Origin of the sequence: Streptomyces sp. NPDC102274, from assembly GCF_044766385.1 — a bacterium.
Lineage (GTDB): Bacteria > Actinomycetota > Actinomycetes > Streptomycetales > Streptomycetaceae > Streptomyces.
Window position 1 is genome coordinate 53,885 of sequence record NZ_JBIWLW010000030.1, and the last position, 25,978, is coordinate 79,862.

At 69.7% G+C, this 25,978-nt stretch carries 21 protein-coding genes and 1 riboswitch; of the genes, 11 read left to right on the plus strand and 10 right to left on the minus strand.

The genetic code is table 11. The annotated features are described in order from the left end of the window. The first annotated feature begins 53 nt into the window (after positions 1-53). Positions 54-1,796 carry a globin domain-containing protein gene (locus ACIRQP_RS31445; RefSeq protein ID WP_403895973.1) on the plus strand — a complete coding sequence of 581 codons (1,743 nt, stop codon included), beginning with the start codon at positions 54-56 and terminating at the stop codon, positions 1,794-1,796. A gap of 56 nt (positions 1,797-1,852) precedes the next feature. Here the strand turns inward: ACIRQP_RS31445 and ACIRQP_RS31450 are convergent, their stop codons facing one another. The 5 genes from ACIRQP_RS31450 to ACIRQP_RS31470 all read right to left on the minus strand — a co-directional run bounded on the left by ACIRQP_RS31450 (position 1,853) and on the right by ACIRQP_RS31470 (position 5,617). After that, positions 1,853-2,332 (minus strand): NUDIX domain-containing protein, encoded by a 480-nt coding sequence (locus tag ACIRQP_RS31450; RefSeq protein ID WP_383022514.1) that lies wholly within the window; start codon positions 2,330-2,332, stop codon positions 1,853-1,855. Between the two features lie 52 nt (positions 2,333-2,384). Continuing rightward, positions 2,385-3,278, minus strand: coding sequence for a LysR family transcriptional regulator (locus ACIRQP_RS31455; RefSeq protein WP_403895976.1), 894 nt, complete (start codon positions 3,276-3,278; stop codon positions 2,385-2,387). A gap of 287 nt (positions 3,279-3,565) precedes the next feature. Continuing rightward, on the minus strand, positions 3,566-4,708 hold the full coding sequence (locus tag ACIRQP_RS31460) for a cystathionine gamma-lyase (RefSeq protein ID WP_403895979.1): 1,143 nt from the start codon (positions 4,706-4,708) through the stop codon (positions 3,566-3,568). After that, on the minus strand, positions 4,705-5,229 hold the full coding sequence (locus ACIRQP_RS31465) for a low molecular weight protein-tyrosine-phosphatase (protein WP_403895982.1): 525 nt from the start codon (positions 5,227-5,229) through the stop codon (positions 4,705-4,707). The genes ACIRQP_RS31460 and ACIRQP_RS31465 overlap by 4 nt, the downstream gene beginning before the upstream one ends. A 7-nt stretch (positions 5,230-5,236) precedes the next feature. Further along, positions 5,237-5,617: a phage holin family protein gene (locus tag ACIRQP_RS31470; RefSeq protein WP_403895985.1), complete on the minus strand. Its 381-nt coding sequence runs from the start codon at positions 5,615-5,617 to the stop codon at positions 5,237-5,239. Between the two features lie 15 nt (positions 5,618-5,632). Between ACIRQP_RS31470 and ACIRQP_RS31475 the strand changes: the two genes are divergently transcribed. From ACIRQP_RS31475 to ACIRQP_RS31490, 4 genes are all read left to right on the plus strand, one after another. Continuing rightward, a complete protein-coding gene (locus ACIRQP_RS31475) occupies positions 5,633-5,950 on the plus strand; it encodes a cupin domain-containing protein (protein ID WP_129767324.1) in 318 nt (105 codons plus the stop codon). Between the two features lie 235 nt (positions 5,951-6,185). Then, the gene (locus tag ACIRQP_RS31480) at positions 6,186-6,410 is read left to right on the plus strand and encodes a DUF5326 family protein (protein WP_403895987.1); all 225 of its coding nucleotides are present in this window, start codon (positions 6,186-6,188) and stop codon (positions 6,408-6,410) included. A gap of 289 nt (positions 6,411-6,699) precedes the next feature. Then, positions 6,700-7,470, plus strand: a complete 771-nt coding sequence (locus tag ACIRQP_RS31485) for an IclR family transcriptional regulator (RefSeq protein WP_403895990.1) — start codon at positions 6,700-6,702, stop codon at positions 7,468-7,470. A gap of 101 nt (positions 7,471-7,571) precedes the next feature. Further along, a complete protein-coding gene (locus ACIRQP_RS31490; RefSeq protein WP_351392793.1) occupies positions 7,572-8,006 on the plus strand; it encodes an SsgA family sporulation/cell division regulator in 435 nt (144 codons plus the stop codon). Between the two features lie 23 nt (positions 8,007-8,029). Here the strand turns inward: ACIRQP_RS31490 and ACIRQP_RS31495 are convergent, their stop codons facing one another. After that, complete coding sequence (locus tag ACIRQP_RS31495; protein WP_403895993.1) at positions 8,030-9,454, minus strand: YibE/F family protein; 1,425 nt, start codon at positions 9,452-9,454, stop codon at positions 8,030-8,032. A gap of 71 nt (positions 9,455-9,525) precedes the next feature. Beyond that, positions 9,526-9,670: riboswitch (TPP riboswitch) on the plus strand. Here ACIRQP_RS31495 and thiC point away from each other — a divergent pair. Then, a complete protein-coding gene (gene thiC, locus ACIRQP_RS31500; RefSeq protein ID WP_403895996.1) occupies positions 9,663-11,534 on the plus strand; it encodes a phosphomethylpyrimidine synthase ThiC in 1,872 nt (623 codons plus the stop codon). It overlaps the preceding riboswitch by 8 nt. 130 nt (positions 11,535-11,664) lie before the next feature. Here thiC and ACIRQP_RS31505 read toward each other — a convergent pair whose 3' ends face one another. The 3 genes from ACIRQP_RS31505 to ACIRQP_RS31515 all read right to left on the minus strand — a co-directional run bounded on the left by ACIRQP_RS31505 (position 11,665) and on the right by ACIRQP_RS31515 (position 15,269). Then, positions 11,665-12,522 carry a hypothetical protein gene (locus tag ACIRQP_RS31505; RefSeq protein WP_403895999.1) on the minus strand — a complete coding sequence of 286 codons (858 nt, stop codon included), beginning with the start codon at positions 12,520-12,522 and terminating at the stop codon, positions 11,665-11,667. A gap of 147 nt (positions 12,523-12,669) precedes the next feature. Further along, a complete protein-coding gene (locus ACIRQP_RS31510) occupies positions 12,670-13,785 on the minus strand; it encodes a metallophosphoesterase (RefSeq protein WP_403896101.1) in 1,116 nt (371 codons plus the stop codon). A gap of 371 nt (positions 13,786-14,156) precedes the next feature. Then, positions 14,157-15,269 (minus strand): LacI family DNA-binding transcriptional regulator, encoded by a 1,113-nt coding sequence (locus ACIRQP_RS31515; protein ID WP_403896002.1) that lies wholly within the window; start codon positions 15,267-15,269, stop codon positions 14,157-14,159. A 369-nt stretch (positions 15,270-15,638) separates the two neighbouring features. On the opposite strand from ACIRQP_RS31515, the gene hisC reads away from it, so the two are divergent. From hisC to ACIRQP_RS31540, 5 genes are all read left to right on the plus strand, one after another. After that, positions 15,639-16,733 carry a histidinol-phosphate transaminase gene (gene hisC / locus ACIRQP_RS31520; protein WP_403896005.1) on the plus strand — a complete coding sequence of 365 codons (1,095 nt, stop codon included), beginning with the start codon at positions 15,639-15,641 and terminating at the stop codon, positions 16,731-16,733. A 282-nt stretch (positions 16,734-17,015) separates the two neighbouring features. Further along, positions 17,016-18,524, plus strand: coding sequence for a cytochrome ubiquinol oxidase subunit I (locus ACIRQP_RS31525; protein ID WP_403896008.1), 1,509 nt, complete (start codon positions 17,016-17,018; stop codon positions 18,522-18,524). Between the two features lie 14 nt (positions 18,525-18,538). Next, positions 18,539-19,534, plus strand: a complete 996-nt coding sequence (gene cydB / locus ACIRQP_RS31530) for a cytochrome d ubiquinol oxidase subunit II (RefSeq protein WP_403896010.1) — start codon at positions 18,539-18,541, stop codon at positions 19,532-19,534. Between the two features lie 126 nt (positions 19,535-19,660). Then, positions 19,661-23,227, plus strand: coding sequence for a thiol reductant ABC exporter subunit CydD (gene cydD / locus ACIRQP_RS31535; RefSeq protein ID WP_403896013.1), 3,567 nt, complete (start codon positions 19,661-19,663; stop codon positions 23,225-23,227). Between the two features lie 20 nt (positions 23,228-23,247). Then, complete coding sequence (locus ACIRQP_RS31540) at positions 23,248-24,957, plus strand: GAF domain-containing protein (RefSeq protein WP_403896016.1); 1,710 nt, start codon at positions 23,248-23,250, stop codon at positions 24,955-24,957. Positions 24,958-24,964: 7 nt separating this feature from the next. Here the strand turns inward: ACIRQP_RS31540 and ACIRQP_RS31545 are convergent, their stop codons facing one another. Beyond that, the gene (locus tag ACIRQP_RS31545) at positions 24,965-25,897 is read right to left on the minus strand and encodes a Cof-type HAD-IIB family hydrolase (RefSeq protein WP_403896019.1); all 933 of its coding nucleotides are present in this window, start codon (positions 25,895-25,897) and stop codon (positions 24,965-24,967) included. Between the last annotated feature and the right edge of the window lie 81 nt (positions 25,898-25,978).

Sequence of the window (25,978 nt, forward strand, 5' to 3'; positions counted from 1 at the left end):
GGGCCAGCGGAAGTGCGCAGACCGACCGAAAGATGTTCGAGGCGAGGCACACCATGGACGCTCCGACCACCACGTCGGCCGACAACGGCACTTCTGGAGACGGCGGAGGAGGCGGCTGGTTCGCGGCCCGTAGGGCGCCGAAGAGCGAGGGCCGGCCGGACTCCGGGACCGCGGGCGGCGTTGAGCAGGCAGCGGGTCGGGAGCGAATACCCGTCCCGAGTCGCTCACTTGCCTCCATACGCCCGGTGGGCTCCGGGGCGGCTCGTTCCGCTCCGCCTTCGCGTGAGCGCGCGGCAGGGCATGAGGCACGGACGGATACGGCGGCCGGGCGGCAGCCGGGGCCCGTGGATGATGTTCCCGAGGCCTTCCGGCCGCGCGGCAAGGGGGTACGCGGCGGAGACGGACCGGCCCCTCATCCGCCGGTCCACGAGGGTCCCGCCACAGCCGCCCCGGATCCTGCCACGACGGCCGCCGGCGGCGCTGAACCGGCCTCCGAAGCCGCGCCGGGAGGAGCGAAGCCGGGAGCGGCGAAGCCGGACGCGCCCGTGTCGGTCGCGCCGGTGTCGGCCGCGCTGCCTCCCGAGGTTCCGGCGCCGCAACCGTCCACCGCCGCCCCGGCCGCGCCCTCCGCTTCCGCCGGCCCCGCCGCTCCCGCGGACGACCCGAACGCTTCTCCTGACGCGATCCTGGTCCGCCGTTCGCTGGCCGAGATCGCGCCGGTCTCCGACCAGGTCACCTCGTACTTCTATTCGCTGCTCTTCGTCCGTCACCCGGATCTGCGCGCGCTGTTTCCCGTCGCCATGGATGCCCAGCGCGACCGGCTCCTCAAGGCGCTGCTGACCGCTGCCGAGCACATGGACTCCCCGGACGTGCTGACGGGCTATCTCCGGCAGTTGGGCCGGGGACACCGCAAGTACGGCACGCAGGCCACGCACTATCCCGCCGTCGGCGAGGCGCTTCTGGGCGCGCTGTCCCGGTACGCCTCGGCCAGTTGGGACGACGAGACCGAGAGCGCCTGGGTCAGGACGTACACCACGATCTCGCAGATCATGATCGACGCGGCGGCGGAGGACGAGCGGCACGCCCCGGCCTGGTGGCAGGCCGAGGTGGTCTCGCACGATCTGCGCACGTCGGACATCGCTGTCGTCACGGTCCGTCCCGACCAGCCGTATCCGTTTGTGGCGGGGCAGTACACCAGCCTGGAGACGCCGTGGTGGCCGCGGGTCTGGCGGCACTACTCGTTCGCTTCCGCGCCCCGCCCGGACGGTCTGCTGTCCTTCCACGTCAAGGCGGTTCCGGCGGGCTGGGTCTCCAACGCGCTGGTCCATCACGCCCGTCCCGGCGACGTTCTGCGTCTCGGCCCGCCGGCCGGTTCGATGACGGTCGACCACAGCACGGACAACGGTCTGCTCTGTGTGGGCGGGGGTACGGGCATAGCGCCGATCAAGGCGCTCGTCGAGGATGTCGCCGAGCACGGGCACCGGCGGCCGGTCGAGGTCTTCTACGGTGCGCGCCATGACGAGGACCTGTACGACATCGAGACGATGCTGCGGCTCCAGAGCGTGCATCCGTGGCTGGCGGTGCGTCCGGTGGTCGCCGAGGGGCCCAGCCAGGGGCTGACGGGCCAGCTTCCGGAGGCGGTGCGCGACTACGGTCCCTGGCATGAGTACGACGCGTATCTGTCGGGGCCGCCCGGGATGATCCGCAGCAGTCTCGACGCGCTCAAGGGGGCCGGGATCCCGCTGGAGCGGATCCGCCACGACTCGCTGGAAGAGCTGGTGGCGGCGATCGGCTAGGGCCTGGATCGGGCCGGATCAGGGAGCGACCGCCGCGGCAGGGACGGCCGGTGGTCTCAGCCGAGGTCGGGGGCGTGCATCGCGCGTACGCCCTCGATATTGCCGTCCAGGTAGTGCCGCAGTGACAGCGGTACGAGATGGACGGCGGCGATCCCGACCCGGCTGAAGGGCACCCGGACGATCTCGTACTCTCCGTGGGGCTCTTCGATCTCGGGGCCGTGCCGCAGCGAGGGGTCCATCGATGCCAGTCGGCAGACGAAGAAGTGCTGCACTTTGACGCCGGTCACGCCGCCGTCGGCGATGTGTTCCACGGTGTCGACGAAGCAGGGCACGACATCCATGATCTTGGCGCCGAGCTCTTCGTGGACTTCGCGGTGGAGTGCGTCGACGACGGTCGTGTCCGTCGGCTCCACTCCGCCGCCGGGGGTGAGCCAGTAAGGATCGACTCCCGGCTTCGTGCGTTTGATCAGGATCAGGTCGTCGCCGTCGAGCAGGATGGCGCGTGCGGTGCGCTTGACCACGGGCCTTTCGGTCATGGGAAGAGGTTCGCCCGGGATTCCCCTTCTGAAACTCCCGCCGGTTCTTCCCTCACCACTCCTCCGCGGCGCGCAGCAGCCATTCGTGCGCCCGTGCGACGGGGGGCAGGGTGAGGGTCCCGGTGCGTACGACCAGGAAGTAGGTGCGCAGCGGGGGGACGGGCGGATCGAGCAGCGCGACCACTTCTCCGCGCTCCAGCGCTCCCTCACAGAGGTAGCGGGGCAGTACGGACAGTCCGGCGCCCGCCGCCGTGCATGCGAGGACGGCCCGCAGGTCGGGGGCGATCACGGTGCCGGCGGCGGCCGGCTGGGACTCGAAGACGGTCGCCCAGTAGCGGGAGACGAGCGGGAGGGACTCGTGCACCTCCACCACGGGCAGCTGTTCCAGCACCACCTGGCCCTCGCGCAGCACGTCGTGGCCCAGCCGGGCGGCCCAGCGGGGCGCGGCGATCAGTACGTGCTCCTCGTCGCAGAGCGGGGTCGAGGTGAGCAGTCCGCCGCGCGGCCGGGCCGTGGTGATGGCCAGATCGTGGTGTCCGGCGGCCAGCCCCTCCAGGGTCTCTTCTGGGCTGCCGAAGAACGACGTGCGCAGGGCGAGGCCCTGGGCGGTGAGCGGGGTGAGCGCGGGCAGCGCGCGCAGGGAGGTGAACTCCGGTGGTCCGGCCAGGTGGAGTGTCCGTACGCCGGATTCCTCGTCGAGTCCGGTCTCGGCGATCTCGACGAGCGCGTCGAGGTGGGGCGCGGCGCGCTGGGCGAGTTCGTCGCCGATGGTGGTGGGGGTCACGCCGCGCGCCTGGCGCAGGAAGAGCGGCCGGCCGAGCTGTCGTTCCAGGGTTCTGATCTGGCCGGTCACCGCGGGCTGGGAGAGGCCGAGCAGGGCTGCGGCGCGGGTGAAGGAGCCTGCGCGGTGCACGGTGACGAAGGTGCGCAGCAGGGCCAGGTCCATGTTCCCGCTCTCCCGTCTTGAGCCTCGGCCCCCGCGGCAACTCCGGACAGTCAACTATAAATAAGTCGATAGGTCTCTGTCGCTACTGTGATTGGACACTGACGCAGAGTCAACTAGCCTTGGGCAAATGGTTCTCCGCGCGTGGAACCTGGGACGGTCCGAGCCATGAGGGGGGAGGCTCGGACCGTCTGCCCGGAGGACTTGGAGGACCCGGAGGACCTGGAGACGCGCAGGACCCAGCGGACCCGGAGACGCGGGTCGAGTGGGGTCGTGTCAGGGGCTCGTGCTCAGGCAGCCGCCTCGTCCAGGGCCCGCAGCACATCCGCGACCAGGTCTTCGGGATCCTCGGCCCCGACGGAGAAGCGGATGAAGCCTTCCGGCACGGCGTCGCCGCCCCATCGTCCGCGCCGTTCCGCCGTGGACCGTACGCCGCCGAAGCTCGTCGCGTCGTCGACCAGCCGCAGTCCGTTCAGGAAGCGCTCGGCCCACTCCCGGTCGGGGAGTACGAACGACACCACCGAGCCGAAACGTCGCATCTGCTGGGAGGCGATGCGGTACGAGGGGTCGCCGGGCAGGCCGGGGTAGCGCAGCCCGTCGATGTCGTCGCGTGTCTCCAGCGCTCGCGCCAGTACCAGTGCGCCGGCGCACTGCCGGTCGACGCGCAGCTGGAGCGTGGCCAGTGAGCGGTGTGCGAGCCAGGCCTCCATCGGACCGGGGATCGCCCCGACGACCTTGCGCCAGCGCCGTACGCCCGCCGCCAGTTCCGGATCCGCGCTGGTGACATGGCCGAGCAGGATGTCGCCGTGGCCGGTCATGCCCTTGGTGTCACTGGCCACCGAGAAGTCCGCGCCCAGTTCCAGCGGCCGCTGGCCGAGCGGGGTGGCGAGGGTGTTGTCGACGGCGACCAGCGCGCCCGCGGCGTGCGCTTCCTTCACCAGCCGCCGGATGTCGCAGACATCCAGGCCGGGGTTGGACGGTGTCTCGATCCAGAGCAGTCGCGCGCCCTCCAGGACGCGTAGCTGGGCGTCCGCGCCGGTCGGCGCGGTCCGTACCGTCACGCCGTACGCCTCCAGGCGTTCCCGCAGCAGCGGCAGGGCCTGGTAGCCGTCGTCCGGCAGGACGATCACGTCACCGGCCCGCAGCTGGGAGAAGGCCACCGCCGAGATAGCGGCCATCCCGGAGGCGAAGACGACGGTCTCGGCCGGCTCCCCCGGCGCCTCCAGCTCGCTGATGGCGCGTTCCAGATGGGTCCAGGTCGGGTTCTCGTCCCGGCCGTAGGTGTACGGTCCTGTCGGCTCGCCCGGCAGGTGGTAGTGGGCGGCGAAGACCGGTCCGGGCAGGGTCGGTTCGTACTTCACCGGGTCGGGCAGCCCGGCCCGTACCGCTCGGGTGCCGTCCCCGATGCTCATGCCGTCTTCTCGCTTGCTCATGCCACCTTCTCGATCGTGTTCCGTACGGTGTCGAGCAGCCCTTCGCTCGCCGCCTCCACCATCTCCAGGCACTCCTCGAACCCGGCGTTCCCGCCGTAGTACGGGTCGGGCACGCCGAGACCGCCGGACGGTTCGCCCGAGAGGCCCAGGGAGGGACCGAGGGAGAGGTCGTAGGAGCGCAGCAGACGCACCTTCGCCGCGTCCTCCGGCGTCGGCGCGAGCCGCCGCAGCTCGCGCAGATGCCCTTCGTCCAGTGCGATCACCAGATCGAGCCGCGGAAACCACGAGGCGTGGAACTGCCGTGCGGTGTGGTCGCCGCCATAGCCGTGCGCGTCGAGGACAGCGACGGCGCGCGGGTCCGCGCTGTCGCCTTCGTGCCAGCCGTCGGTGCCCGCGCTGTCCACCTCGACCAGGCCGTCGAGGCCGGCTTCCGTCAGCCGTGCGCGGAAGACGGACTCGGCGATGGGCGAGCGGCAGATATTGCCCGTGCAGACGAAGCAGACGCGATAGGGAGAGGTCACGGGCCGCTCAGTCCTTGCCGTCCGGGAGTACGACGTTCAGCGCCCACGACACGATCGAGATGATCAGGCCGCCGAGCACGGCCGTCCAGAAGCCGTCGACATGGAAGCTCAGGTCGAGCTTGTCCGCGAGCCAAGAGGTCAGCAGCAGCATCAGGGCGTTGATCACCAGCGTGATCAGCCCGAGCGTCAGGATGAAAAGTGGCAGTGTGAGCAGCTGCACCACCGGCTTGACTATGAAGTTGACCAGACCGAAGAGCAGTGCGACGAGCACCAGCGTCAGGGCCTTCTTGCCGGTGCTGTCGCCGGTCAGGGTGATGTTCTGGATCAGCCAGATCGCGACTGCCAGGGCGCCCGCGTTGGCGATCGTCTTGACGAGGAAATTCAACATGTGTCTGATCGTGGCATGAAGGCATTCCGACTGGATGAACTGGAGGCGGAACGTGCCGCCAACGACGGGGCGTATCTGCAGTTTGTGCGGGAACGCAACATGTCTGTGGGGCTGTACGCGCTGGACGCCGGCGCGAGCGACCCGCAGCAGCCGCACCGGCAGGACGAGGTGTACTTCGTCGTGAGCGGCCGTGCCTCGCTCACCGTAGGGATGGAGACCACACAGGTCAGCCGGGGAAGTGTGGTGTACGTCCCGGCCGGAACCGCGCATAAGTTCCATCACATCAGCGAGGATCTGCGGGTGATGGTCGTGTTCTCCCCGCCCGAGGGCTGACCGCCGCCCTCGCGCCCGTCGTCCCGTATCTCTGCTCTCTGCCCATCGCTTCTTCGGCCGCTGTCCCGCTGTCCCGCTGTCCCGCTGTCCCCGTCAGCCCCCCGACCCTCAGGTCCGCCTCAGGGTCGGATCAGGGGAGATCGGGGGCTGCGGGGTCTCCGTGTACTCCCCCTCGCCTCTAGCATCGAGGGAGTAAGACGGATACTCGGGCTCTCGGCGAAGCGAGGTAAGGACGATGGCGGTTCGGGACGTACTCACAGGGCTGCCCTGGTGGGTGAAGTGGATCGCGGTTCCCGTGATCGTCCTCGTCGTGTTCGGCGGACTGATCACGACGGTCATCTCGATCGTGATCGGCCTGCTCTTCAAGGTGCTGATCCTGGTGGCTCTGGTCGGCGGACTGGTCTATGTCGTACGGAAGTTCATGTCTTCCTCGTCCTCCTCGTCACGCGACGACTGGTAGGACTCACGGCTCGAACGGCCGTTAGCCCGCGCGAGGGAAAGGTGAAGGGGAAAACATCTCTCGCCCCGGCCTGCCCTTAGAGTGGCAGACCACTGCCGCGCCCTGGGAAAACACCATCGACGATCGCCCTGACCATTGGTTTGTGCGATTTTTCTGGGCGGGGTCTCAAGGTTCCTCGGGCGCGCCTCAAGGTTCCTTCGGTCCCTCGGTTCCCTCAGGAGTGCGGCGGGCGCGCGGGGGCGGCCCCCGCGGGCGGGCTCTCGCCCGTCAGCACGCCTGGGGGTGACCTTTGGCCACAGCTACACGTACCGCAGCTCCAACTCTGATCGGTTCGGTACAGCGAGCGCTACGACTGCTGGAGTCGGCGGGCTCCCATCCGGACGGGGCCCCCGCGAAGCAGCTCGCACGTGAGGCCGGACTCCCGCTTCCCACCGCCTACCATCTGTTGCGCACGCTGGCGCACGAGGGCTATCTCCGCCGCGAGAAGGGCGTTTTCGTACTCGGCGACGCCGTACAGCGGCTGGCACACGGGGACGGCGCGCAGAATCGTCGCAGCAAGATCACCGAATCGCTCGGCCGATGGCACGACGCGACCGGAGCCCCGGTGTACTTCGCGGTCTACGACGACGGTGAGATCGATCTCGTCTCCGTGGCGGACAGCCCCGCGGCCCCGGCGCTCGCCGACGGGGCGGACCTCCGCGAGAACGGCCATGCGCACGCGCTCGGGCAGTGTCTGCTCAGCAAGCTGGACGAGGAAACCCGCCGCGATCATCTGGACCGCTATCCCGTCCGCCCGCTCACGCCCTACTCCGTGCCGGACCGGGGGACGCTGCTGGAGCGCCTCGGCTCACTGGGGCCCGCGGAGCCGGTGGTGGAGCGGCAGGAGTATCAGCTCGGCACCGTCTGCGCGGCCGTACCGATCGAGGCCGGAGCCGCCGCGGGCGCCGTGGCCATTTCCGTACCACTCCATCAGCAGGAGCGACTGCTCCCGGCGGTCGATCGGTTACGAAGAGAGATCGAATCGTTGGCGAGCTCTCTCGCCTTGTCTATCAGTATCTGAAAAATTACTCCTTGTGATCTGCTAGCGCTTACAGGACGATTGCGTCAAGAGGGTCCATGGGATCATTCCCAGCCACTGCTTCATCTACTCCGGAGTACACGATGCGCGAGTCGGTCCAGGCCGAGGTCCTGATGAGCTTCCTCGTCTCCGAGGAGCTCTCGTTCCGAATCCCGGTGGAACTCCACTACGAGGTGCGGGATCCCTACGCCGTACGGATGACCTTCCATCTGCCCGGCGATGCGCCTGTGACCTGGACTTTCGGCCGCGAACTGCTGCTCGACGGAATCAACACGCCCAGCGGGGACGGCGATGTGCATATCGCGCCGACCACGCCGGAGGAGCTCTCCGACGTCCATATGCGGCTCCAGGTCGGCGACGACCACGCGCTCTTCCGGGTCAGCGCGGCGCCGCTGGTGGCCTTCCTCGACCGTACGGACCGGTTGGTTCCGCTCGGCCAGGAGCGCACGCTCAGTGACTTCGAGGGCAATCTGGAGGAGGCGCTCGGCCGCATCCTCGCCGAGGAGAACGCCGGCTGACCGGCCACCCGGGCCTCGCGTAGTCACTTCTTGCGTCGGCGTCCCCTGCCACCGGGCTTGCGGGTCAGCGTGTTCTGTGCCGGCACCGAGGTGGCCGTCGTAGAAGCCTGTCCGGGCGCTGAACCCGGGTCAGGTACTGACCCCGGGCCCGGCCCCGTGGGTGCCGGGTACGGTGCCGCGGCAGGCGCTTCGGGGGCCTGCCGGTCGGCGGATACCACCAGCGCTGCCAGCGCCGTCGTGACCGGCACGGAAGCGACCAGTCCGATCGAGCCCACCAGGGTACGGACGATCTCCTCCGCCACCAGCTCGCTGTTCGCGACCGTTCCCATGCTCGACTGCGCGATCGAGAAGAGCAGCAGAAGCGGCAGCGCCGCGCCCGCGTAGGCGAGGACGAGCGTGTTGACCACCGAGGCGATATGGTCCCGGCCGATCCTGATGGCCGCCCGGTAGAGGGCGCGCGGGCCCATCGTCGGATCCGCCTGACGCAGCTCCCAGACGGCCGAGGTCTGGGTCACCGTCACATCGTCGAGCACACCGAGCGAACCGATGATCACGCCCGCCAGCAGCAGACCGCTCATATCGATCTCGGGATACAGGCCGTGGATCAGCCCGGTGTTGTCATCGGTGTTGCCGGTCAGGCCCGCCCAGCCGATGAAGACGGACCCCAGCAGTCCGATCAGCAGCAGCGAGATCAGTGTGCCCAGGACCGCGACCGAGGTACGCGCCGTCAGACCGTGGCAGAGATAGAGGGCGATCAGCATGATCGCGCTGGCGCCGACGACCGCCACGATCAGCGGGTTCGATCCCTGCAGGATCGCGGGCAGGATGAAGAGCGTCAGAACGGCGAACGAGGCGATGAGCGCGACCAGCGCCATGATCCCGCGCATCCGCCCCACCACGACCACTACGAGCGCGAAGATCCCTGCCAGCAGCGTCAGCGGGAACTTACGGTTCACGTCCGTCACGGAGTACTGGAGATCCCGCGGCGCATCGGGTGCGTATGCCACCACGACGCCCTGTTTCACGTGAAACTGCCTCGGCGCGTCCGGCTGGACCACCTCGACGAAGGTCCGCCCCTTCTCCTTGCCGGTCGTGACTTCGACCGTGGCCTTCTTGCACTCCCCGGTCTCCGCCTGCTGCGCCTCGCGCCCCTGGGGCTTTGTGGTGTCGCCGGTCGACGGGAGCTGGGAGGCGTTGACGTCCTTGCAGTCGACCCGCTCGATGCGTACGACCTGGCCCTGTTCCGTCTGCCGGTCGAAGCCCACACCGGTGCGCTCGTGTGCCGGAGTGCCGCCCGGCCAGAGCACGGCGAGCCCGACGGCCACGGCGGCCGCGAACGGAATCAGAACCGCCGCGATGACCTTGCGGAGGTGCTGGGAGACCGGAGCGGCGGGCCCATGGCTGTGCGAGTGGCCGTGCGCTTCGTGAGTCTGCTGGGGAGGGGTCACCGACCGATCATCGCAAGAAGGAAGGGGCCCTCTGTTCAGCACGCCGGATATGACGCTAGCGTGGAGCCAACCTTTGCACACGCGGGAGCTCGGAGCACCGGGCTGAGAGGGCGCTGACTGTGTGGTCCCGGGGTCATTCCCCGGACACCTGCGCTGCGCCGACCGCTGAACCTGTTACCGGGTAATGCCGGCGTAGGGAGTAGGTCTCATGACCGTTCAGGACACACATCCGTCTGCCTCCGACTCGGGGAAGCCGAGCGAGGCCGGGAAGTCCATCGGCTGGCACAAGGGATATGTCCAGGGTTCGCGCCCGGACCTCCAGGTGCCCGTCCGCCAGGTGCATCTCACCAACGGCAAGGACGTCACGCTGTACGACACGTCGGGTCCGTACACCGATCCGGGCGTCGAAACCGACGTACGCCGGGGTCTCGCACCGCTGCGCGAGAACTGGATCATCGGTCGCGGCGACACCGAGGAGTACGCGGGCCGGCCGGTCCGTCCCGAGGACGACGGGCTCAAGCACACCTCACCGCGCGGAGGACTTCTCCGGAGCGGTTCGACCGATCTGCGCGGCCTCGACGCGGTCTTCCCGGGTCGGCCGCGCCAGCCCAGGCGGAGCCGGGACGGGCAGCCGGTGACCCAGCTCGCGTATGCCCGGCGCGGTGACATCTCTCCGGAGATGGAGTACGTCGCGATCCGCGAGAACGTGTCCCCGGAGGTCGTCCGCGAGGAGATCGCCGCCGGGCGGGCCGTGCTGCCGGCCAATGTCAATCACCCGGAGATCGAGCCGATGATCATCGGTAAGCGGTTCCTGGTGAAGGTCAACGCCAACATCGGCAACTCCGCCGTCACTTCCTCCATCGAGGAGGAGGTGGAGAAGATGACCTGGGCGACCCACTGGGGCGCGGACACGGTCATGGACCTCTCCACCGGCCGCAATATCCACACCACCCGGGAGTGGGTGCTGCGAAACTCCCCCGTCCCCATCGGCACCGTTCCGCTGTACCAGGCGCTCGAAAAGGTGGACGGGAAGGCCGAGGAGCTGACCTGGGACATCTACAAGGACACGGTCATCGAGCAAGCCGAGCAGGGCGTCGACTACATGACGGTGCACGCCGGAGTGCTGCTGCGGTACGTGCCGCTGACGGCCCGTCGCAAGACGGGCATCGTCTCGCGCGGCGGTTCGATCATGGCCGCCTGGTGTCTCGCGCACCACAAGGAGTCGTTCCTGTACGAGAACTTCGAGGAGCTGTGCGAGATCCTCGCGGCGTACGACGTGACGTACTCCCTGGGGGACGGTCTGCGGCCCGGTTCCATCGCGGACGCCAACGACGAGGCGCAGTTCGCCGAGTTGCGCACGCTGGGCGAGCTGAACTCGACCGCGAAGCGGCTGGGCGTACAGACGATGATCGAGGGCCCGGGGCATGTCCCGATGCACAAGATCAAGGAGAACATCGACCTTCAGCAGGAGATCTGCGAGGAGGCGCCGTTCTACACGCTCGGCCCGCTGACGACCGATGTGGCCCCGGCGTACGACCACATCACCTCCGGCATCGGCGCGGCGATGATCGCGTGGTGGGGCACGGCGATGCTCTGCTACGTCACTCCCAAGGAGCACCTCGGTCTGCCGGACCGCGACGACGTGAAGACCGGCGTCATCACGTACAAGATCGCGGCCCATGCGGCGGACCTCGCCAAGGGGCATCCGGGGGCGCAGGAGTGGGACGACGCGCTGTCCGACGCCCGGTTCGAGTTCCGGTGGGAGGACCAGTTCAATCTGGCGCTCGACCCGGACACGGCACGGGAGTTCCATGACGAGACCCTGCCGGCCGAACCGGCCAAGACGGCGCATTTCTGTTCGATGTGCGGTCCCAAGTTCTGCTCGATGAAGATCTCGCAGGACATCAGGCGCAGGCACGGCGGCGAGATGGAGTCGGCCGGCATGGAGTCGGCCGGCATGGAGTCGGCCGGTACGGATTCCGCCGAGATGGGGTCCGCCGAGATCGAGGCGGGCATGGCGGAGAAGTCCAAGGAGTTCGCCGCGGCGGGCAACCGGGTGTATCTGCCGCTCGCGGACTGATCGAGCGTCTGTCGCGGGGGCGCCTGTCACCGGGGCGCTTCCGCGAGGGGCCGCGCACCGGCCGGGGATGCCGCGTACCGGCCGGGGCCGCCCGCGTTCCCGCCGAGGGATACCGCGTACCGGCCGGGGGCTACTCCGGCCGGTGTTCCGGGCCGCCGAAGTCGGGGCTGGAGAAGTCCGGGCTGCTGAAGGTCGGGCGCTGGCCGGCGGTCGAACCCTCGTCCGGGCTGGAGAAGTCGGGGCGGCTGTAGCCGATCTTGGGCAGGTGCTTCTCCGGCTGTGCCGGGCGCGATACGGGCGGGGCGGCCCGGGTGGCCGGGGTGGCGCCCGGGTCGGCCGGCGCGGCCCGCAGGAAGGGCAGGATGCCGCGTTCCAGCAGGGCCTGGCGCCAGGCTTCTCGCGCGCGGGCCACCTCGTCGGGCAACTCGCCGCCCCACCCTTGCTCGGCCGGAAGCTGGGTCGCCCTGTTCCGCAGGGCCGTGACGAGCAGACCTGTCGCGGCGACCAGGAGGCCGACGGCGGTGACGGCGGCGAAGAACCACCCGACCGCGACCATGCTGCGGGCGAAGGCGGGCGGCGGACTGAGCGCTTTGAGGAGGTAGCCGACGAGCAGGAAGATCACCGCCGCGGTGCCGCCGAGGACCGGGGCCAGCACGGTGATGACGGCCGCGAGCCCCGCCCCGGCCTCCGGAGCCTCGCTCCCCGACGGGGTCGAGACGGCGTCATGGATCGACGAGGACGAGGGCGAGGGCGCCGGTGAGCGGAATTCCTCGCGGAGCTTCGCGAAGTGCTCGTACTCGGCGGCGGCGGACGTGGTGATCAGCGCCGTGGCGCTCAGGGCCATCGTGCGCAGTTGCTCGCTGGTGAGCCGCTGTCCGGCCGCGGAGAGTTCCGCGTGGTCGTGTGCCTGGCGCAGTGCCTCGTCGAGGATCCGCTCGAAATCCGCGCGATCCTCGCTCAGCAGGTGTGGAGCGCTGTTCATGTGCATCCCCCGATGCTCCGTAGGGCCGGTTCGCCCGCGTGGGACGGGCAGTTGGCGGAAACGGAGGAGAGCCTGCTACGGATAAGGCGATGGTAGAGCCGTTGTGGCGGGGCGTGACAGGGGGTTTCGGGAAATCACCTGTCACACATTGATTCAGTTATCCAGTGGAAGCTGTACGACCAGCAGCTTTCCCGCCATGGTGACGCCGCCGTCCATGGCGATGGCAAGTCCATCGGCATATACGTGCGGCCCTTCCACCACCGGGCCCGTGTCGCCTTCGTCGTCCGAAGCGTCTTCTGTGCCGACTTCGCCGAGCAGATAGGGAATGGGGCTGTGGCCGTGGACGACGCGCTGTCCGCCGTACTGGGAGAGGAGTTCGCGGACGGCCTGCGGCCCGCCGTCGTCACGGAAAGCGAAGCGTTTGGTGAGTTTGCGGAACAGGTCCCAGCATTCGTCGGCGTCATTGCGGGTGAGGATCTGATGGACGGTGTCGTTGACGTCCTCGATGGTGGATCCGTAGTCCAGATAGGCCGTCGTGTCGGAGTGCATCAGCAGATGCTCGTCCTCCTCGACGACCGCGTCGAGCCGCGACATCCACTGCAGATGGACGTCCTGGAGGCGCTCCATATCGGTCCGCTGGCCGCCGTTGAGCAGCCAGGCGGCCTGGAAAGTGGCGGTGCCCGCGCCTGAGTTGACGGGCGTGTCGCCGAATCGCCTGGCGCCGATGAGCAGCAGTTCGTGATTGCCCATCAGGGCCTTGCAGTAGCCACCGGCCGCCGCCGCCTCGGCGGAGAGCCGCATGACGAGGTCGATGACACCGATGCCGTCGGGGCCGCGGTCGGTGAAGTCGCCGAGGAACCAGAGCCGGGCGTTGCCCGCGGCCCAGTGGCCGTCGGCGTCGATGAGGTCCTGCGCGGCCAGCGCGGCGACAAGCTCGTCGAGATAGCCGTGGACGTCACCGACGGCGTAGAGCGGGCCGCGGCCGTCGGGCGCGGGCGGCTCCACGGGGTCCACCCGCACCTGGACGGTGTCCCCACGGTTGATCACCGGGAGGTCGCGTTCGGTGGGGGTGTAGCCGTCCGCGGGCTCGTGGTCCGGGAACGCCTCACCGGGATGCCCGGACGGGCCGTCGGCCGCCGGACCGGACGGTCCGGGCTCTCCGGACTGCACGGGAACCTGTGCGTACGGCGGTACGCGGAAGTCGCGCAACGTCGCCGTCCGCACCACGGGTCCCTCGCCGGCCCCCTGTGTCATCGACCCCTCCACCACCGTCGCGCCGCCGTACACCTCCCGGGCCCGCCGGACTGGATGGGGGTGAGCCCATCGCAGGTAGGACGAGGTCCGTGGTGTCGTGCGCCCATCATAGGAACGCCGCTCCCGCTCTGTGTCGCACCAGGGGGGAGAATTCGGCGGGACCTCGGGTTCAACGGCTGTTTTCACGCCGATCGCCCGAAATGAGAAAAGGTCTGGTCCTTCTTCCGGCCCCTGGGGCGGCGAGTCTCCGGCGCTGCCCGGCGCGTTCCCGGGGCCGCCCGGCGAGTCGTCGGGACCGTACGGCGGCTCCCGGGGGGCCGCCCGACGGGTCTGCGGGAAGCTCCACAGACCCGGGGACCGTACCGTCCGTTGTCCTCGGCCCTCGGTCAGTCGCCCGCGGGGGACCGGGGCGCGCTGACCGTGGTGCGCGGCGGTCGCCGTTGGGAGGAGGTCCGGACGATCAGTTCGGTCGGTATTACCTGCTCGACCGGCCGGCCGGTGTCGATTCCCTCGATGGCGTCGATGAGGAGCTGGATGACGGCGGTGCCGATACGGCGCGGCTTGAGCGAGAGCGTGGTGATGGGGGGTTCGGTCGCGGCGTACACCGTGGATTCGCTGCAGCAGACCAGCAGCAGATCCTCGGGGACGCGCAGCCCGTACCGCCGGGCCGCGGCGAGCAGATCGGTGCCGTTGGGGTCGAAGAGCCCGTAGACGGCGTCGGGGCGGTCGGGGCGGGCCAGCAGCCGGTCGGCGGCGACGGCCCCGGCGCACGGGTCGTGGGCGGGATAGGACTCGTAGACCGGGTCCTGGCCGACGCGCTCGCACCAGTGCAGATAGGCGGTGGTGGAGAGCCGGGTGTAGGTGTCCGTGGTGGTGCCGGTGAGCAGGCCGATCCGGCGTGCCCCGGCCGCGGCGAGATGGTCGAGCAGTTCGAGGACGGCCGCCTCGTGGTCGTTGTCGACCCAGGCGGTGACGGGGAGGGTGCCCGCGGGCCGGCCGTCGGAGACGACGGGAAGGCCCTGGCGGACGAGTTCGGTGACGACCGGATCGTGGTCGGAGGGGTCGATGACGACGGTGCCGTCGAGGGCGACGTTCGACCAGACGTCATGGCGGGAGGTGGCGGGGAGGATGACGAGGGCGTAGCCGCGGGCGAGCGCGGCGGAGGTCGCGGCCCTGGCCATCTCGGCGAAGTAGGCGAACTCGGTGAAGGTGAAAGGTTCGTCCCCGTACGTCGTCACGGTCAGACCGATGAGTCCTGACTTGCCGGTACGGAGGGTTCGGGCCGCGGCGGAAGGCCGGTAGCCGAGGCGCTCTGCGACTTCTCGGACATGGCGTCGGGTGGCGTCGGGTAACCGTCCCTTGCCGTTGAGCGCGTCCGAGACAGTCGTGATGGAGACACCGGCTGCGGCGGCTACGTCCCGGATGCCCGCCCGACTTTGCCGGCTTCCCCGGCGGGTTGTGTCCGTCCGGCTCACCTGGTGTTTCCCTGCTGCTGTCATGGCGAGCCGATAGTAGGGCGCTGAGGGGCGATGGGGCCGGTCGCATATGTACCCGGCGGCAGGCACGTTTCTGCATGATCCAAAGCAGCCAACAAGCGTGGAAGACAAGGAGGTTGGCGGGTTTTGCATTGGTCTGCCATGCAAGGAGCGGCATGGACCTGTCGAAGGGCCCATGTTTCGAAGAGGTCTCAACTCACCTCTACGGGGGATGCGCGCCACGGCGCAGGCCACCGGCGCGCGCCAGGAACGCGAGCGCGCCCCACTGCTGTGGGCTTTCCCGGTGCCCGCCATTCGCAGGGGCCGCGAATCCTCATAAGGTGAGCAGTATTGAAGAGGTAGGGACCCATGAACGGCCGAGGAGGACCTGCGGTGAGCGAGACGAGCCCCAAGCTGCGTACCGAGCTGGACGGCATTCCCACGTACAAGCCGGGCAAGCCCGCGGCGTCCGGCGGACCCGTCGCGTACAAGCTGTCCTCCAACGAGAACCCCTATCCGCCGCTGCCCGGAGTCATGGAGCAGGCGATCTCGGCCGCGGGCGTCTTCAACCGCTACCCCGACATGGCGTGCACCGGCCTGATGAACGAGCTGGCCGACCGGTTCGGGGTGCCCGTCTCGCATCTGGCCACCGGCACGGGTTCGGTGGGCGTCGCCCAGCAGCTCCTTCAGGCCACCGCGGGCGCCGGTGATGAGGTCATCTACGCCTGGCGCTCCTTCGAGGCGTACCCGATCATCACGCAGATCTCGGGCGCCACCTCCATAAAGGTGCCGCTGACCGCGGGCGAGGTGCACGATCTGGACGCGATGGCCGAGGCGATCACCGACAAGACCCGGCTGATCTTCGTCTGCAACCCGAACAACCCGACCGGCACGGTGGTGCGCAGGGCCGAGCTGGAACGGTTCCTGGATCGGGTGCCCGGTGATGTGCTGGTGGTGCTCGACGAGGCGTACCGCGAGTTCATCCGGGCCGCCGAGGGCGACGGCGGTGCGGTTCCTGACGGGATCGACATCTACCGTGACCGGCCGAATGTGGCCGTGCTGCGGACCTTCTCCAAGGCGTACGGGCTGGCCGGCCTGCGGGTCGGCTTCGCGATCGCCCATGAGCCGGTCGCGGCCGCGCTGCGGAAGACCGCGGTCCCGTTCGGTGTGAGCCAGATCGCACAGGAGGCGGCGGTCGCCTCGCTGCGTGCCGAGGACGAGTTGCTGGGGCGGGTCGGCTCGCTGGTCGCCGAGCGGGAGCGGGTCTACCGGGGACTGGTCGGGCAGGGCTGGACCGTGCCCGAGACGCAGGCCAATTTCGTGTGGCTGCGGCTGGGCGCGCGCACGCTGGACTTCGCCGCGGCCTGTGAGGCGGCCGGTGTGGTCGTACGGCCGTTCGCGGGCGAGGGTGTACGGGTCACGGTCGGGGAGAACGAGGCCAATGACCTCTTCCTGCAGACCGCCGAGGCGTTCCGCAAGGAGATGTAGTCCGGCCGGTGCCGGTGCCGGCTCATCGGAGCCGGAGCCTTGGAGCGAAGGGCGGTCTCTTCGAGGCCGCCCTTCGGCGTTCCCAGGAGCCTCTTCGCAGCCGTTCCCCCGGGTCTCTCCGTGGAGGGACCCCCCCCACGCAAAGATCCGGAAGGGTGTGCGACATAATGCTTGTGAATGTGAACGCTTTCACAAGCGCGCCCCGGTTCCTGTCGTTACGTCCGGGACAAAGGGTGTATGCCGCCGCTACGACCACGGCGATGTGATGTAAGGAGAGATGACGTGGACCTCGCTCTGGCGCCGGAGACCCTGACGCGATGGCAGTTCGGCATCACCACCGTCTACCACTTCCTCTTCGTCCCCCTGACGATCTCGCTCGCCGCGCTCACCGCGGGGCTGGAGACGGCGTGGGTACGCACGGAAAACCCGAAGTACCTCAAGGCCACGAAGTTCTGGGGCAAGCTCTTTCTGATCAATATCGCGATGGGCGTCGTCACCGGCATCGTGCAGGAGTTCCAGTTCGGGATGAACTGGTCCGACTACTCGCGGTTCGTCGGAGACATCTTCGGAGCCCCGCTCGCCTTCGAGGCGCTGATCGCCTTCTTCTTCGAGTCCACCTTCATCGGGCTGTGGATCTTCGGCTGGGACAAGCTGCCCAAGAAGATCCATCTGGCCTGTATATGGATGGTCTCGATCGGCACGATCCTCTCCGCGTACTTCATCCTGGCGGCCAACTCCTGGATGCAGCACCCGATCGGCTACCGGATCAACAAGGAAGCCGGACGGGCCGAACTCACCGACTTCTGGGCGGTGCTCACCCAGGACACGGCGCTCACGCAGTTCTTCCACACGATCACGGCCGCCTTCCTCGTCGGCGGTGCCTTCATGGTCGGTATCGCGGCCTTCCATCTGGCCCGCAAGCGCCACATACCGGTGATGCGCACCTCACTGCGACTCGGCCTGATCACCGTCATGGTGGCCGGACTGTTCACCGCCGTCAGCGGCGACACCCTCGGCAAGGTCATGTTCAAGCAGCAGCCCATGAAGATGGCCGCGGCCGAGGCGCTCTGGGAGGGCGAGGCGCCGGCGCCGTTCTCGGTGTTCGCCTACGGGGACGTCGACAAGGGGCACAACGACGTCGCCATCGAGATCCCCGGGATGCTCTCCTTCCTCGCCAACAACGACTTCAGCTCGTACGTCCCCGGCATCAACGACATCAACAAGGCCGAGCAGGAGAAGTACGGCGCCGGCGACTACAAGCCCAACATCCCTGTCGCCTACTGGGGATTCCGCTGGATGATCGGCTTCGGTATGGCGTCCCTGGCCATCGGCATGGTCGGGCTCTGGCTGACGCGCAAGAAGTTCCTGCTGCCCCCCGCGCTGCGGACCGGCGAGGACGAAGTGCCGAACCTGGTGCTCTTCCGGAAGAAGGCGCTCAGCCCGAGATTCGCCAAGTGGTACTGGATCACCGCCCTCTGGACGCTGCTCTTCCCGCTGATAGCCAACTCCTGGGGCTGGATCTTCACCGAGACGGGACGCCAGCCGTGGGTGGTGTACGGGGTGCTGCGCACCGCCGACGCCGTCTCCCCCGGTGTCTCCCAGGCCGAGGTGCTCACCTCGGTGATCGTCTTCACCCTGCTGTACGCGGTCCTCGCGGTCATCGAGGTCAAGCTGATGGTCAAGTACGTCAAGGCCGGGCCGCCGGAACTCACGGACGCCGACCTCAACCCGCCCACCAAGATCGGCGGCGACCACACGGACGCCGACCGGCCGATGGCCTTCTCGTACTGAGGAGTTGAGGAGCGATGGAACTCCACGACATCTGGTTCGCCCTGATCGCCGTCCTCTGGACCGGCTACTTCTTCCTTGAGGGATTCGACTTCGGTATCGGGATCCTGACCAAGCTGCTGGCCCGGAACCGCAAGGAGCGACGGGTCCTCATCAACACCATCGGTCCCGTCTGGGACGGCAACGAGGTGTGGCTGCTGAGCGCCGGAGGGGCCACCTTCGCCGCCTTTCCCGACTGGTACGCCACGCTCTTCTCGGGCTTCTATCTGCCGCTGCTGCTCATCCTGGTCTGTCTGATCGTGCGCGGTGTCGCCTTCGAGTACCGGGCCAAGCGGCTCGAGGAGAACTGGCAGCGCAACTGGGAGAACGCGATCTTCTGGACGTCCCTGATCCCCGCGGTGCTGTGGGGTGTCGCCTTCGGCAACATCGTGCGGGGCGTGAAGATCGACGCGCAGAAGGAGTACATCGGCACCCTCGGCGATCTGCTCAACCCGTACGCGATCCTCGGCGGGCTGGTGACCCTGGCTCTCTTCACCTTCCATGGCACGGTGTTCGCCGCGCTGAAGACGGTGGGGGACATCCGGGTCAGGGCCAGGAAGCTGGCCCTCCGTCTCGGAGCGGTCACCGCCGTACTGGCGCTCGGCTTTCTGATCTGGACCCAGGCGGACAACGGGGACGGCAGGAGTCTGGTCGCCCTGATCGTCGCCGTGGCGGCGCTGGTCGCCGCCATCGGGGCCATCGCGGCGGGGCGCGAGGGCTGGTCGTTCGCGCTCTCCGGCGTGACGATCGTGGCCGCGGTCGCGATGCTCTTCCTGACGCTCTTCCCGAACGTCATGCCATCCTCGCTGAACGCGGCGTGGAGCCTCACGGTGACGAACGCCTCGTCGACCCCGTACACGCTGAGGATCATGACGTGGTGCGCGGGTATCGCGACTCCGGTCGTGCTGCTCTACCAGGGCTGGACCTACTGGGTGTTCCGCAAGCGGATCGGTACGCAGCACATCGCCGAGTAGCCGCGGCGAAGGCGCCGGATCGCACGGCGCCGGACCGGAAGGCGCTGGATCGCAAGGGCCCGGACCGCGCGGCGTCGGGGTGCAGGCAAGGTAGTAGCGGCAGAGCAGTAGGAGTAGGTGTTTCACGTGAAACCAATCGACCCCCGTCTGCTCCGGTATGCCCGGGCCACCCGCTTCTTCCTGGTGGCCGTGGTGGTCCTCGGCGTGGCCGGAGCGGGGCTGGTCATCGCGCAGGCGATGCTCATCGCCGGGGTGGTGGTCGGGGCGTTCCAGCGCGGGTTCGACGGCTCCGAGCTGCGTACCCCGCTGCTGCTGCTGGTGGCGGTCGCCGCCGGGCGCGGCCTGGTCCTCTGGCTGACCGAGTTGGCCGCTCACCGGGCGAGTGCCGCGGTCAAGTCGGAACTGCGCGGACGGCTGCTGGAGCGTGCCGCCGAGCTGGGCCCGGGGTGGCTGAGCGGGCAGCGCATCGGTTCGCTGGTCGCGCTCGCCACCCGCGGGGTCGACGCGCTGGACGACTACTTCGCACGCTATCTGCCGCAATTGGGGCTCGCCGTGGTGGTGCCGGTGGCCGTCCTGGCCCGGATCGTCACGGAGGACTGGGTCTCGGCGGCCATCATCGTGGTGACCCTGCCGCTGATTCCGCTGTTCATGGTGCTCATCGGCTGGGCCACGCAGGCCCGGATGGACCGTCAGTGGCGGCTGCTCTCCCGGCTGTCGGGCCACTTCCTGGACGTGGTCGCCGGACTGCCGACTCTCAAGGTCTTCGGCCGGGCCAAGGCCCAGGCCGAGTCGATCCGCGCGATCACCTCGGAGTACCGGCAGGCCACCCTGCGTACGCTGCGGATCGCCTTCCTGTCGTCGTTCGCGCTGGAGCTGCTCGCGACCCTGTCGGTGGCGCTCGTCGCGGTCACCATCGGGATGCGGCTCGTCCATGGCGAACTCGATCTGTACACCGGGCTGGTGGTGCTGATCCTCGCCCCCGAGGCCTATCTGCCGATTCGGCAGGTGGGGGCGCAGTATCACGCGGCGGCCGAAGGGCTTTCGGCGGCCGAGGAGATCTTCACGGTGCTGGAGACCGAGCCTCCGGCGGGCGGTACGGGGAAGGTCCCGGGCGCGCTGCGGCTGGAGCTGGACGAGGTGACGGTCCGCCATCAGGGCCGTACGGAGCCTTCGTTGGACACGGCCACGCTGACGGTCGAGCCGGGGGAGACCGTCGCCCTGGTCGGCCCCAGCGGTATCGGCAAGACCACCCTCCTCAATGTGCTTCTCGGCTTCGCCGTACCCGACGAGGGCCGGGTACGGGTGGGCGGCCGTGATCTGGCCTCCCTCGACCCGGAGCGCTGGCGCGAACGGATCGCGTGGGTGCCGCAGCGGCCGTACCTCTTCGCCGGGACGATCGCCGAGAACGTACGACTGTCCCGGCCGGACGCGGACGACGCGGCGGTACGGGACGCACTGCGGGACGCGGGGGCGTACGACTTCGTGGCGGCGCTCCCGGACGGACCGGACACCGCGCTCGGTGAGGACGGGGCGGGGCTCTCGGCGGGCCAGCGGCAGCGGCTCGCGCTGGCCCGCGCCTTCCTCGCGGACCGGCCGCTGCTGCTGCTCGACGAACCCACGGCGGCGCTGGACGGCGAGACGGAGGCGGGCATCGTCGAGGCGGTGCGCCGGCTGGCGGTGGGCCGTACGGTGCTGCTGGTCGTCCACCGGCCGGCGCTGCTCGCGGTGGCGGACCGGGTGGTGACCCTCACGGAGCGGTCGCGGCCCCTCGAACGTACGGCGGGATCCGAGGGGCCGGAGCTGTCGGACGAAGCACGTGCCGTGCCCGCTGCCTTCGGTGCGGTGGACGGAGGAGGCGGCGACGGCGGGGAAGGCGGGGAAGGCGGTGGCATCGGAAACCCAGGGGACGCTGGGAGCGCCGCGGCTCGGACTCCCCTCGCCCGGATGCGGGCCGCCGCCGGTGCGCTCCGTGGTCGCTTCGTGCTCGCGCTGGTCCTCGGGAGCTGCGCGCTCGGCTCCGCCGTCGGGCTCATGGCCGTCTCCGGCTGGCTCATCTCGCGCGCCTCCGAACAGCCGCCCGTTCTCTATCTGATGGTCGCGGTGACGGCGACCCGCGCCTTCGGTATCGGGCGGGCCGTCTTCCGGTACGCCGAGCGGCTCGTGTCGCACGACGCGGTGCTCAGGATGCTCGCCGACCTCAGGGTCTCCGTATACCGGCGGCTGGAGCGCATCGCGCCCGCCGGACTGCGTGCGACCAGGCGTGGCGATCTGCTGTCCCGGCTGGTCGCCGATGTGGACGAACTCCAGGACTACTGGCTGCGGTGGCTGCTCCCGGTCGGCTCCGCCCTGCTCGTCGGGGTGGGCGCCGTCGGATTCACCGCGTGGCTGCTGCCCGAGGCGGGCGCCGTACTGGCCGGGGGGCTGCTCGTCGCTGGTGTGGGCGTACCGCTCCTGAGCGGTGCCTGTGCCCGCCGGGCCGAGCGGCAACTCGCCCCGGCACGGGGACTGCTGGCCACTCACGTCGCCGATCTGCTCAGCGGTGTCGCCGAGTTGACCGTCGCGGGCGCGCTGACGCGCCGGACGCGCCGGACACGCGAGGCGGACGGGACGCTCACGGCCATCGCCTCCCGCGGCGCGAGCGCCAACGCGCTCGGCGGCGGGCTCTCCGCCCTGGTCTGCGGGCTGACCGTCGCCGCGGCCGCGTACGTGGGGGTCGGGGCCCTGGCGGACGGACGGCTCGTGGGCGTCGAACTTGCCGTGGTCATCCTGACCCCGCTCGCCGCGTTCGAGGCGGTCACGGGTCTGCCGCTCGCCGTGCGGTACCGGCAGCGCTCCCGGCGCGGCGCGGAGCGGGTGTGCGAGGTGCTGGACGCGCCCGTACCCGTACGGGAGCCCGAGCGGCCGGCCGCCGCTCCCGTATCGCCGTTCCCGCTGGAGGTGCGCGGGCTGGCCGCGCGGTACCCGGGGCAGCGCCGGGACGCGCTCAGCGGCCTCGATCTGACCCTGACCGCCGGGAAGCGGGTCGCCGTCGTCGGGCCTTCCGGTTCGGGCAAGACGACGCTGGCTCAGGTACTGCTGCGCTTCCTGGACGCGCGCGAGGGCGGCTGCCGGCTCGGCGGTACGGACACGGCCACGCTCGACGGGGATACCGTCCGGCGGTACGTGGGACTGTGCGCCCAGGACGCGCACCTCTTCGACAGCTCCGTACGGGAGAATCTGAGGCTCGCCCGTACGGACGCGACCGAGGACGAACTGCGCGACGCCTTGCGCCGGGCCCGGCTGCTCGACTGGGTCGATGCCCTGCCCGCCGGGCTCGACACGCTCGTCGGCGAGCACGGCGCACGGATCTCCGGGGGACAGCGGCAGCGCCTCGCACTGGCCCGCGCACTCCTCGCGGACTTCCCGGTGCTGGTGCTCGACGAGCCGGCCGAACATCTGGACCTGGCGACGGCCGACGCGCTGACCACCGATCTGCTGGCGGCGACGGAGGGGCGGACAACGCTGCTCATCACCCACCGTTTGCAGGGCCTTGACACGGTTGACGAGGTGATCGTTCTCGACGGCGGTCGCCCTGTACAGCGAGGCTCCTACGCCGAACTGGCCGCCGACGAGGGGCCGCTGCGCCGGATGCTGGAGCGGGAACGCGCCGGAGACCTTCTGGAAGCCCGGAAGTCGACTTTCCCTGTCAAATAGGACTTATTAGGCTCATGAGTATGGACGTGCCCGAGCCCAAGGACCCCCTCGAAGCCGCCGCCCGCGCGGCAAGCAGCCTTGAGGGCCTGTCCGCCGAGACCGCCGCGCGCGTGCCCCAACTACTGGAGGCGATGTGCTCGGTCGGCACCAGTCTCGGGCAGCACTCGACGCTCGACCGGATCTGTGAGACCGCGGCCGAACTCGGCGGTGCCCGGTACGCGGCGATCGGAGTGGTCGACGAAGGGGGCGAGGGCCTCTCGGACTTCGTGACCTACGGGGCCGACGCGGAGATGGCCCGGCGGATCGGGCGCAGACCGGACGGACGGAGCGGCCTCCTCGGCGCACTGATCCGGGACGCCGACCCGATCGGGCTCGCCGATCTGACGACCGATCCGCGCGCCGCCGGATTCCCGCCCGGCCACCCGCCGATGCGGACCTTCCTCGGCGTCCCGATCCGCTTGAGGGACAGGACGATCGGCAATTTCTATCTGGCGGAGAAGGCGGGCGGGGGCGAGTTCAACGACAGCGATCTGCGCCTGCTGCGGGTGCTCGCCACCGAGGCCGGGGTGGCCGTCGGCAACGCCCGGCTGTACGAGGCGGCCCGGCAGCGCGAGCGGTGGATCGACGGCTCGGTCGCCGTCACCACCGCCCTCCTCTCCGGCGGTGACGCCGACGACGCGCTCTCCGTCGTCGCGGAACAGGCCCGCAGACTCTCGGATTCGGCCATGGGCGCGGTGATGCTGCGCGGGCGGGCCGGCGGCCTGGAGGTCGTGGCCGTCTCCGCGGCGCATCCGTTGCTGCGCGTGGGCTCTGTCGTCCCGGCCGAGGCCCCGGCCGCCGCGGCTCTGCTGGCCGGCGAGTCCGTCTTCGTGGACGACGCCGCCACCGACCCGCGGCTGGTGACCAGGCTGGCCTCCGAGTTCGGCCCCCTCATGCTGCTGCCGCTGCGGACCGACGGGCGGGTGCTCGGCGCGCTGTTGATGCCGCGCGCGCGGGGGGCGCGCCTGTTCAGCCGACGGGAACGCGCGCTGGCCACCCAGTTCGCCTCACAGGCGGCGCTGGCCCTGATGATGGCCGAGGCACAGCGGGACCGGGAGCGGCTGGCCGTACTGGAGGACCGTGACCGGATCGCCCGTGACCTCCACGATCTGGTCATCCAGCGGCTGTTCGCCACCGGGATGACGCTGGAGCGGGCCCAGCGCGGAGAGGTGGTGGCGCCGGAGGTGCACCACGGGATCGACAAGGCGGTCGCGGAACTGGACGTGACGATTCAGGAGATCCGTACGGCCATCTTCGCGCTCCAGCAGGGACCGGCCGAGGCCCCGCCCGGGATGCGTGTCCGGGTGTTGCGGGAGATCAATATGGCGGCTGTTCCGCTGGGCTTCCGGCCCGCCCATCGCTTCGTCGGCCCGGTCGACTCCGTCGGCGAACTCGCCGGGAAGAACCTGATCGCCGCGCTCCGGGAGGCCCTTTCCAATGCCTTCCGGCACGCACACGCCACCCGGATCGAAGTCGTCGTCGACTCCACCGTCCGGCTTCCCGACGGCAGGCGCGCGGTCCGGCTGTCGGTCGCCGACGACGGGGTGGGAATTCCGGAGGGCGGGCGGCGCAGCGGGCTGCGCAACCTCGGGCGACGGGCGGAGTCGCTGGGCGGATCGAGTACCTGCGAGCCGGGACTCGGGGAGGGCAGGCGCGGTACGACGGTGGTGTGGGAGGTCCCGCTGTCGTGAGCGGTGCTTACCGCCGCTCATCCTGGTGGCGTCGGGCCACGATCTGCTCGATGACGATCGCGACGCCGTCCTCGTTGTTGGTGACCGTACGTCCGGAGGCGGCGGCCAGTACGTCCGGGTGGGCGTTGCCCATCGCGTACGACGTTCCGGCCCAGGTCAGCATTTCCAGATCGTTCGGCATGTCGCCGAAGGCGACGACCTCGTCGGACGAGATGCCGCGCTGGGCGCAGCAGAGCGCGAGCGTGCTGGCCTTGCTGACCCCGGGGCCGCTGACCTCAAGGAGCGCGCTCGGGCTGGAGCGGGTGATGGTGGCGCGGTCGCCCACCGCCGTGCGGGCCACGGTGAGGAAGCCGTCGGGCGTCAGATCGGGGTGGTGGGCCAGCAGCTTCACCACGGGGGCGGCGGACGCGTCCTCAGCCTGCTGTTCCCGTACTGGTTTCTGCACCTGCTCCTGTACCTGTTCCCGTACCTGGAGGAGCTTCTCCGCGGTGGCGACGGTCGCGCCCGGATCCTGGTGGAAGGGCGGATACGCCGGCTCGTAATGGATGCCGGTGGTCAGCTCGACGGCGAAGGTCGTGCCGGGCGCGGCGTCGCGCAGCGCCCGGACGACGGACAGGGCGGTGTCGCGCTCCAGGGGGCGGACCTGCAGCAGCTTGCCGCCCGCGTGCAGGTCGACGACCGCGGCGCCGTTGGCGCAGATCGCCATCCCGTGGCCGTGCACATGCTCGCTGACGACATCCATCCAGCGCGCCGGGCGGCCGGTGACGAAGAAGACCTCGATGTCGGCCCGCTCGGCGGCGGCGAGCGCGGCGATCGTCCGTTCCGAGAGGTACTTGTCGTCGTGCAGCAGAGTGCCGTCGAGATCGGTGGCGATCAACCGCGGTCTGGCGGGGAGCGGGGAGTCGTCGGGCGCGGGCGCGGGTCCATTGGGCGAGGTCACGCGTCCATTCTCCCGTACGGATACGCACGGGCGTGCGGAGGGGCGCACATCTGAGTGGGGGTGGTGAGCGCCGGCGGTCCG